The following is a 13,335-nucleotide window of genomic DNA, read 5'->3' on the forward strand; positions in this document are numbered from 1 at the left end:
AGCAAGCCCCCTCCCACATTTGGCTGGTGTTTATTGTTAGAGCGCGATCGGCTTGCGACCGGCGAACGAATGCGCCAGCGTGCCGCCATCCACCAGCTCCAACTCCCCACCCAACGGTACGCCATGGGCGATACGCGAAGTGATCAGGCCTTTGTTGCTCAGCAGTTGGGCGATGTAATGGGCGGTGGCTTCACCTTCCACGGTCGGGTTGGTGGCCAGGATCACCTCGGTAAAGGTGCCCTGCTCTTCGATACGTGCCACCAGTTGCGGAATGCCGATGGCCTCCGGACCCAGGCCGTCCAGCGGCGACAGGTGGCCCTTGAGCACGAAGTAACGCCCGCGATAACCGGTCTGCTCCACCGCGTAGACGTCCATCGGGCCTTCCACCACACACAGCAACGTGTCGTCGCGACGCGGATCGGCGCATTGCGGGCAAAGGTCTTCTTCGGTGAGGGTTCGGCACTGGCGGCAGTGGCCGACGCCCGTCATGGCCTGGCTCAGGGCCTGGGCCAACCGGGTGCCGCCGCTGCGATCACGCTCCAGCAGTTGCAGCGCCATGCGCTGGGCGGTTTTCTGGCCGACACCCGGCAACGTGCGCAGGGCGTCGATCAGTTGGCGAATCAGGGGGCTGAAGCTCATGGGGCAATGGTCCGACAAAACAACGAGACGCGGTTTATACCCGCGCCCCGGATTAGCGTCAAATCCTCAATCCTGCGCGACCCGCACCACCAACTTGCCGAAGTTGCGCCCTTCAAGCAGGCCGATAAAGGCTTCGGGCGCCTGCTCCAAGCCATCGACCACGTCCTCGCGGAACTTGATCTTACCGTCGCGGACCCAGGGCGCCATGGCACTGAGGAACTCTGGCTGACGATCACCGTAGTCATCAAACACGATAAAGCCCTGGATGCGCACCCGCTTGGTCAGCAACGTGCGTTGCAGCGCCGGCAAGCGATCAGGCCCGCTGGGGGCTTCGTGGGCGTTGTAGCCGGCAATCAGCCCGCACAAAGGAATGCGTGCCTTGGGGTTGAGCAAAGGCACCACGGCGTCGAACACCTTGCCACCGACGTTCTCGAAATAGATGTCCACGCCGTTGAAGCAAGCCTGGGCGAGTTGATCGGCGAAGTCTGCGCTCTTATGGTCGATACAGGCATCAAAGCCCAGTTCATCCACGACATAGCGGCACTTGTCCGCACCGCCTGCAATCCCGACCACGCGCAGGCCCTTGAGCTTGGCGACCTGGCCCACTACCGAACCGACTGCGCCGGAGGCAGCGGCGACCACCAGGGTTTCCCCAGCCTTGGGTTGACCAATGTCCATCAGGCCCATGTAGGCGGTCATACCCGGCATCCCCAATACGCCCAACGCCATGGACGGACTGGCGAGACCTTTGGGCACCGGAATCAGGTTGCGGCCGTCGGAAATGCTGTGGCTCTGCCAACCGGTGGCGCCGACCACCAGATCACCCACTTCGAATTTAGGGTTACGGGATTGCTCGATACGGCTGACAGCACCGCCGGTCATCACCTCATCGATTTCCACCGGGGCGGCGTAGGAAGGTGCGTCGCTCATGCGCCCGCGCATGTAGGGGTCAAGGGACAGGTAGAGGGTCTTGAGCAGCACTTGGCCGTCCGCCAACTCCGGCAAGCTCACGCGCTCCAGGCGAAAGTTTTCCGGAGTGGGCGCGCCTTGGGGCCGCGAGACCAGCACGATGCGTTGGTTCAGGGTCAGTTCTTGAGGCATCAGGGGCTCCTTATCGAATTCATCGGTATAGGTTGCAGACCATGGGTGCCGGGCCAGGGTTCGATCGGGATTCGATTGAATAGGCACAAACAAAAATGCCAGGCACTGGGCCTGGCATTGGAGTCTAGCTAACGCTGGAGAATCAGAACGGCATCTTCATGCCCGGTGGCAGTTGCATGCCAGCGGTCACGCCGGACATTTTGTCCTGGCTATTGGCTTCGATCTTGCGCACGGCGTCGTTGACGGCCGCGGCGAACAGCGCTTCGAGCATTTCCAGGTCATCTTCACCCACGCCTGGCAGCACGCTTGGGTCGATGCTCACGCGCTTGATGTCGTGACGCCCAGTCATCACCACGCTGACCATATCGCCCCCGGCTTTACCGGTGACTTCGGCGTTGGCCAGTTCTTCCTGCATCTTGGCCATCTTTTCCTGCATCTGCTGCGCCTGCTTCATCAGGCCGGCCATGCCACCTTTCATCATGGGAATCACCTCAAAAGTACGTGGATCAATTAATAGCCCGGTGTCATGACGCTTGGGTCACCGGGGCTTCGACAGGTTCAATAGTATCGTGACGAACGACCGCACCAAACTGTTGCATCATTTGCTGGATGAGCGGGTCTGCGTGGATCGAATCCTCAGCCTCGCGCTGACGGTTGATACGCCGGCGGGTCGCGGCCTGGGCCGGGGTTTCCTGCTCGGGCTTGATCAGCTCGATGGTGATGGTCAGCGTGCGCTCATGGTACTGGTTCAGGGCATCGTTGAGGCGCCGTTGCTGGGTCGCGTTGAACAGGGCGCTGTGGGCCGGGTCCAGGTGCAACAGCCAATGGTCGCCGTCGACGGAAATCAGGGTGCAGTTGGCGGCAATACTGCCGGTCATGCCGGAGATCGGCAGTTTCGGGAACAGTTCCAGCCATTGCAACGCCAGGCCGGTGGCCGGGGCTGCCGCGGGTTCTGCTTCGGGCTCGGGGGCCGGTTCGGCGGTGTGTTCGCTGGCCAAATCGTCCAGGTAACTGTAGGCCGAATCCATGTCCGGCTCGATGTAGTCTTCGTCCAGCGGCGGCTCGTCGTCGAGGTCGATGCCTGGGGTTGCGGCCTCAACCTGGGCGACTGTCGGCTCGGGAACCGGTGCTGAAACCCACTCAGGAGCGGCTGGCACCACGCTGTCCGGTGTCGGCGCAGGCATAGGCGTCAGCTCAGGCTGCTCGCTGGCGGTTTCGAGCACGGGCTCAACATAGGGCTGCTGTTCGACTTCTTCGACCTCGGCTTCTACCGGGTCATTCCAAGGCAAGTCGACGACAGGCTCGGGCTCAACCACCGGCTCCGGCTCAACCACAGGTGCCACCACCACAGGGGCTGGCTCAGGCGCCGGCGCAACCGGGGCAGCAACCACTGGCGCAACCACCGCCGCGCCAGCCACTGGTTTGGCGGAATCAACTGTGGCCTGGCTGATCCCCACTGGCTTTAGCGGCTGTCTCGGCGCATCGGCCGAATCAGCTGGCCGGAACGCCAGCATGCGCAGCAGGACCATTTCAAAGCCCCCACGCGGGTCCGGCGCCAAAGGCAAGTCCCGACGACCGATCAGGCCCATCTGGTAGTAGAACTGCACATCTTCGGCCGGCAACGCCTGGGCCAGGGCCAACACGCGGTCGCGGTCGCCATGGCCGTTGTCGACACCTTCCGGCAAAGCCTGGGCGATAGCGACGCGGTGCAGGACGTTGAGGATTTCCGAGAGCACGCCATTCCAGTCCGGGCCTTGCTCCGAGAGGTGGCGCACGGCTTCGAGCAACGCCTTGGCATCACCTTCGATCAATGCATGCAGCACATCGAACACCTGGCCGTGGTCGAGGGTGCCGAGCATGGCGCGCACATCGGCGGCCATGACCTTGCCTTCACCGAAGGCGATGGCCTGGTCGGTAAGGCTCATGGCATCACGCATCGAACCATCGGCGGCACGGCCGAGCAGCCATAGCGCGTCGTCTTCGAACGGTACGTTCTCGACACCCAACACGTGGGTCAAATGCTCGACCACGCGCTCGGGGGTCATGTTTTTCAGGGAGAACTGCAGGCACCGCGACAGGATCGTTGCAGGAAGTTTCTGCGGGTCGGTGGTGGCCAGGATGAATTTGACGTAGGGCGGCGGCTCTTCCAGGGTTTTCAACAGCGCGTTGAAGGAATGGCTGGACAGCATGTGCACTTCGTCGATCAAGTAGACCTTGAAGCGACCGCGGCTAGGCGCGTACTGCACGTTGTCGAGCAACTCGCGGGTGTCTTCGACCTTGGTGCGGCTCGCGGCGTCGATCTCGATCAGGTCGACGAAACGCCCTTCGTCGATCTCGCGGCACACCGAGCAAGTGCCACAAGGCGTCGAAGTGATACCGGTTTCACAGTTCAGGCATTTGGCAATGATGCGCGCGATGGTGGTCTTGCCCACGCCCCGGGTACCGGTGAACAGGTAGGCGTGGTGCAGCCGTTGGCTGTCCAAGGCATTGATCAGAGCCTTGAGCACATGGGTCTGGCCGACCATTTCGCGGAACGAGCGCGGACGCCATTTACGTGCAAGAACCTGATAACTCATCGAAAACCGTCGCAACTGGGAAGCGGAAGCCGGTAATGCTAGCGGAGCAAGGGGGAAATTGCATCCGGCACGCTCGCCTAATCTGACTAAGCTCTGCTGACTGGCCTCCAAAAGGCCTGAACCCGGAGAGTGTATGCGCGTAGTCCTGGGCGCTTTATGGATGATGACCACGGCTAGCCTGGCGGCGCCTGCACCGCTGCGCTTCTCGGTTTCCGACAGTTGGGCGATGCCCATGGTGCAACTGGAGAACGGTCGGCCGACCCAGGGCATTTTGTATGACGTGATGCTGAGCCTGGCCACCCAGGTTGGCCATCCGGCGCAGTTCCACGTGCTGGCCCGGGCACGCATCTCTGCGGCCATGGGACACGGCGACATTGATGTGCGCTGTTATGTCACCCAGGCGTGGGTCGACAACCTGTCCGGCGACTACATCTGGAGCTTGCCTTTAATGGTGCAGCGCAATGTGCTGGTCAGTGCGCAAAACCAGCCGGTACAGGTGCTCAAGCTGGCACCTCAGCCGATCGGCACGGTGCTCAACTATCGCTATGCCGCCCTCGACCCGCTGTTTGCCAACGGCCAACTCACCCGCGACGACGCCCATAGCGAAGAGCTGGTGCTGCACAAACTGGTGGCGGGGCGATTCAACTATGCGGTGAGCAACGAATGGATCGTCGACCGTTTCAACCAGAAAATGCCGATCAGCCAGCGGCTGCACAAGGTCGCGTTGATTGACGAGCAAAACCTCGGTTGCATCGTGCGTAACGATCCCGACGTGCCGGCGCAAAAAATCCTGCGCACCTTGTTGCGGATGAAAATGTCCGGCGAAATCGACGACATCATCAAGCTGTACACCGGCGAAAACCCGGCGCCCCTGCTCGCCCCTGACAAAAACTGACAGCCGCTCCTTATAGGCTCGGGCTCTGGTCGAGCCGCAGTCCAGCTTACAGCCGGCGGTGAAGTGGGCTTCTTGCTGCGGGACCGATGGGTAGAATGCGGCGCCATCGTTATCCAGTCACCGCCGGCCCTGGACTTCGATGGCCACCGTTTGCGTGCGTTTTGTCTGAACGACTAACCGCCAGCGCCCTTCCAGACTGATCGCCGCCACGCTGGCCAGCACGATCACACCGCCCATCATCACCTGCAAGGCAATGTGTTCACCCAGCAACGTCGCGGCCATCACCATCGCCACCGGCGGGATCAGGTACATCGCCACCGACGCGCGACTGACCTCCACATGCTTCAACACATAACCCCAAGCCAGATACGCCAAGGCGCTGGGAAAAATACCGAGTACCAGCACCGCGACGTTCTCCGCCAACGGCGCCTGCACCACCGCAGCAGGCAGGCCCGGCAGGTTCACGCACAGCATCAGGGTGCCCGCCCACACCATGTAGCACGCCATAGTCAGCGGACTGTAGCGGTGGGCATAGTGTTTCTGCAGGGCGAAATACACACTCCACGACACCGCCGCCAGCAGGATCAACAAGCCACGCGGGTCGATCTCACCCAGCCCCTGATCCCCCCAGATCACCACCAGCACGCCGAGCAGCCCCAGCAATACGCAGCCCCAGCGCCAAGCGCTGACCCGCTCCTTCAGGCAGAAAAACGCGATCAGCACACTGAACAGCGGCGCCGACTGCGCCAGTACGCTGGACGCCGCTGCCGTGACCCATTGCTGCCCATAGTTGAGGCTGGTGTGGTGCAGGAACACGCCGAAGAACCCCAGCACCAGCAACCACGGAAAGTCCCGCAAGCGCGGCCGACCGATGCCCATCACCAGTGCCACACCGCCCATGAACACCGACGCAATCAAAAACCTTAACAACGCCAATTGTCCGGGGCTGTAGCTGTGCAGCCCCATGTGCACGCCAATCGGCGAATAGGCCCAACACAGGATGACGCTGGCGATGACTAGCGTAAGCTTTGCGGGTGAAGGGTTATTCATCGACGGCGTCCAGAAACTGAGAAGGTGTGCCGTCAGTCTTGGCCGCCGTAAGGCGCAGGACAATTAACCGTTTCTGACTTCTGCAATCACTGGAACTGAGCAATGGAACTGGCCCAACTGAAAATGGTGCGAGCCGTGGCACAAACCGGCAGCGTGGCCCAAGCAGCCGTGCTGCTGCATTGCGTGCCGTCCAACATCACCACGCGCATCAAGCAGCTGGAAGGCGAGCTGGGCACACCACTGTTCATCCGCGCCGGGCGTGGGCTGGCGATCAGTGCCGCCGGTGAGATTTTCCTGGAGTACTGCGAGCGCATTCTGGCGCTGGTGGATGAGTCCAAACGCGCCGTGGACGCCAGCGCCATTCCCCGTGGCACTTTGCGTATCGGCGCGGTGGAATCCAGCGCCAGCGGACGTTTGCCGCCGCTGCTGGCGGAGTATCACCGGCGCTACCCGGATGTCAGCCTGGAACTGGTGACAGGCGCCTGGGGCCCGTTGCTCGACGACCTGCAACACCATCGCCTGGACGTGGCGCTCGTGGCCGCCGGCAACAAACGCTCCAAGCTCGAACACAGCGTGGTCTACAGCGAGCGCCTGGTGCTGATCGCCAGCGCATCCAGTGCACCCATCAATGGCGCCGAGGACCTCGCCGGCCGCACCTTGCTGGTCTGGCCGCCTGGCTGCCCGTATCGCGCAGCACTGGAAAACTGGGTCAAGCCGCACAACTTCAAACCGACCATTGCCAGCTATGCCAGTTGGGGCACGATCATCGGTTGCGTCAGCGCCGGGATTGGCGTGGCATTGGCGCCGGAAGGCATCCTGGCGCGCTATGAGCAGGCCAATCAGCTGGCGTCTTATCGATTTGAAGAGCTGGCGGCCGTGGATAACCTGCTGTTCTGGCACAAGGACACCCAACGCCACCTGGCACGGGATGCATTCGCGGGGCTGTTGCGGGAGACTTTCGGCTAACTCGCAACATGTTGTTTCGGTTATCCTCTTACGAAATTAATTCAAAATGTAAGGGACTACCATGAATTACTTCCGCCTTTTGTTGGCGGCGGCCGCTCTGAGCCTGCCTACCGCACCTGCCGTTGCTGCTGCCTCGCCTGCCCCCGTTGAGGCCAGTGCCCCCGCCGAAACGGCCGAGCACTTTCTGGCGTCACTTAAGCAAAAGACCGGCACCGTCACGCTCCCAAGTGGCATTGCCACCCTCAAGCTCAACGACGAATTTTATTACCTCGACCCCGCCGACACTGAGCGCTTGCTCACCGATGGCTGGGGCAACCCGCCGGGCTTCAAGACCCTGGGCATGATCGTGCCTAAAGCCGTCAGCCCACTGTCGGAACGCGGCTGGGGCGTCATCGTCAGCTACAAGGCCGACGGGCATATTTCCGACGAAGATGCCGCAAAAATCGACTACTCCGACCTGCTCAAGCAAATGCAGGAAGAAGACGAAACAGATAACAAGGAACGCCAGAAACAAGGCTACGCCGGCCTGCATCTGGTGGGCTGGGCCGAGCCGCCGCGCTACGACGACACCACCCACAAGATGTACTGGGCCCGTGAACTGAAGGCCGACGACGCCGACCAGAACACCCTCAACTACAGCATCCGCGTGCTGGGCCGTGAGGGCGTACTGGAACTCAATGCCGTCGCGGCGATGGCCGACCTGCCGACCATCAAGCAGGAACTGCCCAAGGTCCTGGCGTTTACCAACTTCACCGACGGCAACCTCTACACCGACTTCAACCCGAAAACCGACAAGCTCGCCACTTACGGCCTAGCCGCGTTGGTTGCCGGCGGGATTGCCGCCAAGGCCGGTTTATTCGCCAAGATCGGGATCTTCCTGCTGGCCGCGAAAAAGTTTCTGGTGGTAGGTGTCGTGGCGTTGTTCGCGGTGATCCGCAAGCTGTTCAACCGCAACAAGGCCTGACCGCCGCACACAAAAACGCCGCAGCGTGCTGGACACGTTGCGGCGTTTTTGTGCGCGCGGTTCTGCTCAGTTTTTTGCAGTGGGCGCGGCCAGACGACTGTATTGATCCTGGGTGATCCAACCCTTAAACGAGCGATCCTCAGCATTGATGAACTCAACCTGAGCCCAGCCATCCTTGAACGCCAGCACCCCTACCACATCGTTCTTGACGATATACGGACGCTTGGCCGCCTTGGCGCCGGGGGTTTTCTGCAAGTAAGCCTTGTCGGCAGACACTGTGACCAGGCCGATCCACTTCTTACTGGCGGTCTGGGTCAGATCAAGGCCGGTGGCGATTTCCGGCATCAGTACGTTGATGCAGCCGGGATGCTGACGGCCTTCTTCCACGGTCAGGGTCACACCGTCGGACGACGGCGCCACGCTGCCAGGGTAGGCGTCGTCGAGCCAAGTGGTGAGCGCGTCGGGCTTACCTTGCAGGTAGAACGCACAGCTGCGCGTCACGCCCTCACCCATTGATTCCGTGTAAAAACCTTCGACCTGATGCTCCGGCGTCACTGCCAGCATCAGCCCTTCGTACTTGCCCGAATGCAGCGCGGCCGAACCAGCCATGGCAGGTGCCACGGCGCACAACGACAACACACCTATCGCGAGTAAACGGATCATCCTATTTTTTCCCTTCAAGTTTTTCGTAGGCTTTTTGCATAAGGACGTCGTAGTTGCCGTAGTCCTCACCGTTATAGTTACGCGCCATTCCAGTAAAGTCTTTGGCCTTCATGGCCTTCATCAACGCAGGGCTCTTACTGCAAAAGCCGAGGAACGCCTTTAGTTGGTTGCCAGCATTCACCTTTAATGCCGCCGAAAACTCAAATACCGTCTTGTACCCGCACGACGCAAAGTTGAAACCCATGATCTGGAACATGCCCCACGATGCCGACATCAATGCGGCTTCCTGATCCAGGGCGAATGCGGTAGCCATGGTTTCCCAAGCCTTTGTCTGGTCCTTGTTGTTCGCCTGCCACTGCGGCCCTGCTTTTTTCTTGTAGGGGTAGGACAGCAGCGGGTGCGCCTGGTCATAGATGTGCTTGGTGTATTTGCGAAACAGGTGACCTTCAAAGGCGATCACCGGCAGCTTGGCCGGCCCGAAGCCGGAGCGCCCGCCAGATTCCACGGTGGCGAAGGCCTTGATGATATTCACCGAAATACCGCTACCCAGTTGCGTAGCGGCGTTCTGGAAGTCCGTTTCGCTAAGGGTCATGCCCCCGTCGCACGTGGCCTGGAGCATCAATTGCCGGTTACGCCGCTCGGCCTCAATCATCGCGCGCATGCGGTCCAGGTACACATTGACCGTGGCCTGCACCGCGTCGCCCTGGTTGTTGCCAAATGCGTTGAGAAAACTCGGTATACGCATCGTCGGGAAGGACTTCACCGGCACCTTCACCGCCTCTTCGATCAGGCTGTTAAACGTGCGACCGGTGGGGTCGACCACACCATCTGGATGGGCGTATTTGAGATGGCGAAACTGATACTGGCTGATGCACTGCACCAACTGACCATCGCATTTGCCGTTTTCGGCCAACGGGAAACCCATCTTGGGAATGATCAGATTGAATAAATATTGGATGCACTGCACATCGGCGGGCAAGTTGCGGGCTTTACCCGGAGCGCCTACCGAAGCACTGATAAGACGAGGTAAACCTTGCAGGCTTTTCATCACAGACATCCTTGTTAGTTAAAGAAGTGATAGCACTTCAATATCAATTCAGCGCCATTGTCATATTCTGAAACAAGTGGCCGGCGCAAACTAACAAGGCGGTTTAGGGTTGTCCAGCGGGGGTTTGGAAAGTTGTGAAACAGCCGTCATCGACTGCGCAATAAAGATCGGCAGTTGGCTGAAAATAAGAAGTTTTGATTTGAATCGAAGGGGTATTGCAAGGAGGAGCGTTATGGAGGCAACCCCACCAGCCACACCCCGGCACACAATGTTCCCGCTGTGGCTGCTGCCTTCCGGCTCTGACCGGGTGGCATGCAAGCATGCTCGGCAATCGTTGCGGGCCTTACGGTACAAGGGTTTCAGGCTCTTTTGGTTGCAATATCTCTACCGTGCAAACTCCCTGCACGGGCAGTAAAAACTTGGGGTGTAGCCAGCACTGTCACACTTTGCTGTAACACTTTGGTGTCACACCCATGGCTTACATGATCAAGCGCGGGGCGCTCTATTACCTCAATCTCAAGCTACCCAAGCTCCTCTTCCCGAGGTGTCACACTTTACGTTTGAGCCTGAACATCCGGCAGCGGCAGAGCGCCCTGTTCCTCGCTGCTTCACTCGCCCAGCAAGTCCACAGCCACTTGAACGCCCACCCCATGGCCGACCTTCAGACGCTGCGTAGGCTGTGTTCGGAGTGGCGAGATGCTACCCCAACGCAGCCCATCCAGACTGCTCCAAGGAAGGCGCCAGCTGCCACCATGAAGCGGAATAGCGACGGCCCTACACTCGCCAGCTTATCCAAGCTCTATATAGAAGAAGGAAAACGTGGTGGCACATGGCGTGAGGTCAGCACGCACGAAATCGAACGCTCATTACGAGACTTGTTCGAACTGATGGGTGACATGCCCGTGGAAGCATTCGACGTCCAGCAAGCCCGCCTGTTGAAAGATCGTTTGAGTCGCTGCCCGCAATACTTCGGCCTACGCCCCGAGTACGAGGGCAAGACCCTAAAGCAGGTGGTTGAGTCAGGCGCCACTTACAAGACCATCACCGCCGTTACCGTGAACAATCGCTTACGCAAGCTCTCTGCCTTCCTGAACTGGTGCAAGACAAATGGATATGTAGTGGATAATCCTCTGGTGGGCATGAAGGTGATGACTGGATCGGCCAAGGAGGCACGGTTGTCCTTTGATCGACACGATCTGACCACCCTGCTCAATCTGGATGCACTCAAAACAGAAGCCCGAAAGCATCCATGGCGCTACTGGTTGCCGCTCCTAGGGCGAGCCACCGGGGCACGATTGGAAGAACTCTGCCAATTGCGGGTGGATGACTTCATCGAGCAACAGGGCATGCAGTGCATCCGCATCGATGACAGCCGTGAAGGCCAGAACCTCAAGAACGCCAGCAGCCGACGCTTGCTACCCCTCCACCCCACCTTGATCGAGCTTGGCCTACTACAGCAGGTTGAATCAGTCCGAACGACTGGAGTAGATCGCCTGTTCCCTGAACTGGAGCCAGTAAGAGGAAAGCTGGGCCATGCCCCCTCCAAGTGGTTTGGCAGATACAAGACGAAGTGCGGCATCACTGATCCGAAGAAGACGTTCCACAGCTTCCGCCATACGCTGATTGATGATTTGCGGGACGCTGGTGTGCAAGATTCACTGATCAAGCGAATCGTAGGACATGAGGACAGCTCGGTGACATTCGGCATCTATGGCAGCAGGACACCGCTGAAAGCGATGGCGGCGGCACTGAAACACATCACCTGACCAACAGAGACTGGGCGACTGGTTCACACGCCAGCGCCCCATCACTGGACACCATCAACATGGCTGCTCATTAGCTTATGGAGGCAGACGTTCTAGACTTTCGAGCTACTTGAGCACGGATCGGAAACCTGCTGAAAACTTTGATAAACCTCGGCAAAACTTGCACCACTGCCTTCACATTCCAATCACCCACTTCCGTTCTGTCCAGTGTTTACGGGCTTACATTGTTGTCTGGACTAAGCAAAAGGCGTTCCTCACCATGAAACTGGTTTTTGGCGAAATCTAGCTTGTCAAGTCCGGTCTTGACCGATCATCGAAATCGTGTATACTTCTCCGCCTACCCAGTAGGTAGACAGACAGCTTAGAAGCCTCCACCGCGACCACCAAATTGGTGCCTTGCAAGGGGGCTTTTTAACGCCTGTGATTTACCAACCCTAACCGGCAGCTACCGAGAGGAATTGCCTATCGAAATGAACTAACAAAGGAGAACAATCCATGTCGCATCCGCTCGCCTTCAAATCGCGTACCAACACCACCGCCACCAGTAAATTCCTCCCCACTTCCGACCTACTCTCCCCAGCAGAAGTGGAAGCATTGAATGCGCGTATCGCCGCTAACGCCGAACAGTGGCTGGCAGACAATGCACCGAAGACCAGAACGAAGGCCCCACGTAAGACAAAGAGTGAGCGCGGGAGAAAGCCCAAGATCATTGTGAACCCATTCTATGGCTTCATCGGTTACACGACGTATTGGGGACGCTACCCGGTCTTTGCAGAAAGCGTTATAGAAGGAGTAGCGAGGCTGGATTGGCATGACCGCCCTATCGGGACAGGCGGAAAGTCCATGCCATTGTCTGTACGTAACCTTGCCGTGATTATCGAAAGCCTTCCTGTCGTTACCAACGAAGCGGTAGAAGACTTACTTCGCCTCGGAGAGAGACACGCCAGACGTTACGTCAAGGCGATTGAGCTGATCATCCCTAGCATGATGGAGTGCCGCCCTCGATCCCTCATCAACGAGATGGATGGCATCGAGCCTGAGCCGAAAGCATGCGAATGGGATGACAGTGACGATCTCTACAGACCGAGCACCGAAGAGCTGGCGAAGCTTCACCACGACTTACGCACCTTGACCGAGTTTAGGACTGCGGAAGAGTACGAAGCGGAATACCCAATGCTTCCAGCATCTTCAAGTGTCGTAGCTTTCCCTATTCGTCAACAGCACTCCAAGAAGCAGGATGTGTTACGGATGCTCGCACAAGGCATGGCGGTTAAGGCCATTGAGAGGGACACTGATGTATCGGCAAAGACCATCAGGAAGTGGCGTGACGAAATGCAGACTGTGCAGGTCGAGTTGCAGGCCGCTTGAGCGGCTTCACTCGGGGGGGGGACTAATTCGGCCGCATGTATCATAGAAGCACTTCAATGCGGAGCATTGGGTGGAATACCATTTCATGCGAGGCATGAGCTAGAACAACAGTAGTCGTATCGTCCCGATACTGGATCAGCACACCATCCAATCCAATAGCATCAGCACACTCCAAGGCTTCTCGCTTTTGACCTTGATGTACTTGGTATGCGGAGCATGATGGGTACCCCGTTTAAGCGGCGCTTACAGGTTGATTCTACTGAAATGGAAAGGGGGATGAATGATATACAATATCATCC

The 13,335-nt window shown here is 59.0% G+C and carries 12 protein-coding genes; 5 read left to right on the forward strand and 7 right to left on the reverse strand.

Annotated features, from left to right (window positions below):
* Positions 1–36 precede the first annotated feature (36 nt).
* The 4 genes from recR to dnaX form a co-directional block, all read right to left on the reverse strand.
* On the reverse strand, positions 37–639 hold the full coding sequence (recR, locus tag G9Q84_RS10600) for a recombination mediator RecR (protein ID WP_032887656.1): 603 nt from the start codon (positions 637–639) through the stop codon (positions 37–39).
* Between the two features lie 66 nt (positions 640–705).
* Entirely contained in the window at positions 706–1,740 is a 1,035-nt protein-coding gene (locus G9Q84_RS10605; RefSeq protein ID WP_032887654.1) for an NADP-dependent oxidoreductase, read from the reverse strand.
* Positions 1,741–1,882: 142 nt separating this feature from the next.
* A complete protein-coding gene (locus G9Q84_RS10610; protein WP_032887653.1) occupies positions 1,883–2,221 on the reverse strand; it encodes a YbaB/EbfC family nucleoid-associated protein in 339 nt (112 codons plus the stop codon).
* 43 nt (positions 2,222–2,264) lie between these two features.
* On the reverse strand, positions 2,265–4,316 hold the full coding sequence (gene dnaX, locus G9Q84_RS10615) for a DNA polymerase III subunit gamma/tau (RefSeq protein ID WP_032887651.1): 2,052 nt from the start codon (positions 4,314–4,316) through the stop codon (positions 2,265–2,267).
* Between the two features lie 133 nt (positions 4,317–4,449).
* Between dnaX and G9Q84_RS10620 the strand changes: the two genes are divergently transcribed.
* Complete coding sequence (locus tag G9Q84_RS10620) at positions 4,450–5,211, forward strand: substrate-binding periplasmic protein (RefSeq protein ID WP_095185363.1); 762 nt, start codon at positions 4,450–4,452, stop codon at positions 5,209–5,211.
* Positions 5,212–5,328: 117 nt separating this feature from the next.
* Here G9Q84_RS10620 and G9Q84_RS10625 read toward each other — a convergent pair whose 3' ends face one another.
* Positions 5,329–6,261 carry a DMT family transporter gene (locus G9Q84_RS10625; protein ID WP_095185362.1) on the reverse strand — a complete coding sequence of 311 codons (933 nt, stop codon included), beginning with the start codon at positions 6,259–6,261 and terminating at the stop codon, positions 5,329–5,331.
* Between the two features lie 102 nt (positions 6,262–6,363).
* On the opposite strand from G9Q84_RS10625, the gene G9Q84_RS10630 reads away from it, so the two are divergent.
* A complete protein-coding gene (locus tag G9Q84_RS10630; RefSeq protein WP_032887645.1) occupies positions 6,364–7,227 on the forward strand; it encodes a LysR family transcriptional regulator in 864 nt (287 codons plus the stop codon).
* A gap of 61 nt (positions 7,228–7,288) precedes the next feature.
* Positions 7,289–8,191 (forward strand): DUF2167 domain-containing protein, encoded by a 903-nt coding sequence (locus G9Q84_RS10635; RefSeq protein ID WP_032887643.1) that lies wholly within the window; start codon positions 7,289–7,291, stop codon positions 8,189–8,191.
* A gap of 66 nt (positions 8,192–8,257) precedes the next feature.
* Here G9Q84_RS10635 and G9Q84_RS10640 read toward each other — a convergent pair whose 3' ends face one another.
* The gene (locus G9Q84_RS10640; RefSeq protein WP_032887641.1) at positions 8,258–8,854 is read right to left on the reverse strand and encodes a hypothetical protein; all 597 of its coding nucleotides are present in this window, start codon (positions 8,852–8,854) and stop codon (positions 8,258–8,260) included.
* A 1-nt stretch (position 8,855) separates the two neighbouring features.
* Positions 8,856–9,902, reverse strand: a complete 1,047-nt coding sequence (locus G9Q84_RS10645) for an N-acetylmuramidase family protein (RefSeq protein ID WP_032887639.1) — start codon at positions 9,900–9,902, stop codon at positions 8,856–8,858.
* Between the two features lie 473 nt (positions 9,903–10,375).
* Between G9Q84_RS10645 and G9Q84_RS10650 the strand changes: the two genes are divergently transcribed.
* Both G9Q84_RS10650 and G9Q84_RS10655 read left to right on the forward strand, forming a co-directional pair.
* A complete protein-coding gene (locus tag G9Q84_RS10650) occupies positions 10,376–11,668 on the forward strand; it encodes a site-specific integrase (protein ID WP_181643272.1) in 1,293 nt (430 codons plus the stop codon).
* Between the two features lie 495 nt (positions 11,669–12,163).
* Positions 12,164–13,036: a helix-turn-helix domain-containing protein gene (locus G9Q84_RS10655; protein WP_181643273.1), complete on the forward strand. Its 873-nt coding sequence runs from the start codon at positions 12,164–12,166 to the stop codon at positions 13,034–13,036.
* Positions 13,037–13,335 lie beyond the last annotated feature (299 nt).

This window comes from Pseudomonas sivasensis (assembly GCF_013778505.1).
GTDB lineage: Bacteria > Pseudomonadota > Gammaproteobacteria > Pseudomonadales > Pseudomonadaceae > Aquipseudomonas > Aquipseudomonas sivasensis.

Bases quoted from the DNA above. Each gene is read 5' to 3' on its own strand.
- recR (WP_032887656.1), bottom strand. From the start codon at position 639: ATGAGCTTCAGCCCCCTGATTCGCCAACTGATCGACGCCCTGCGCACG.
- G9Q84_RS10605 (WP_032887654.1), bottom strand. From the start codon at position 1,740: ATGCCTCAAGAACTGACCCTGAACCAACGCATCGTGCTGGTCTCGCGG.
- G9Q84_RS10610 (WP_032887653.1), bottom strand. From the start codon at position 2,221: ATGATGAAAGGTGGCATGGCCGGCCTGATGAAGCAGGCGCAGCAGATG.
- dnaX (WP_032887651.1), bottom strand. From the start codon at position 4,316: ATGAGTTATCAGGTTCTTGCACGTAAATGGCGTCCGCGCTCGTTCCGC.
- G9Q84_RS10620 (WP_095185363.1), top strand. From the start codon at position 4,450: ATGCGCGTAGTCCTGGGCGCTTTATGGATGATGACCACGGCTAGCCTG.
- G9Q84_RS10625 (WP_095185362.1), bottom strand. From the start codon at position 6,261: ATGAATAACCCTTCACCCGCAAAGCTTACGCTAGTCATCGCCAGCGTC.
- G9Q84_RS10630 (WP_032887645.1), top strand. From the start codon at position 6,364: ATGGAACTGGCCCAACTGAAAATGGTGCGAGCCGTGGCACAAACCGGC.
- G9Q84_RS10635 (WP_032887643.1), top strand. From the start codon at position 7,289: ATGAATTACTTCCGCCTTTTGTTGGCGGCGGCCGCTCTGAGCCTGCCT.
- G9Q84_RS10640 (WP_032887641.1), bottom strand. From the start codon at position 8,854: ATGATCCGTTTACTCGCGATAGGTGTGTTGTCGTTGTGCGCCGTGGCA.
- G9Q84_RS10645 (WP_032887639.1), bottom strand. From the start codon at position 9,902: ATGAAAAGCCTGCAAGGTTTACCTCGTCTTATCAGTGCTTCGGTAGGC.
- G9Q84_RS10650 (WP_181643272.1), top strand. From the start codon at position 10,376: ATGGCTTACATGATCAAGCGCGGGGCGCTCTATTACCTCAATCTCAAG.
- G9Q84_RS10655 (WP_181643273.1), top strand. From the start codon at position 12,164: ATGTCGCATCCGCTCGCCTTCAAATCGCGTACCAACACCACCGCCACC.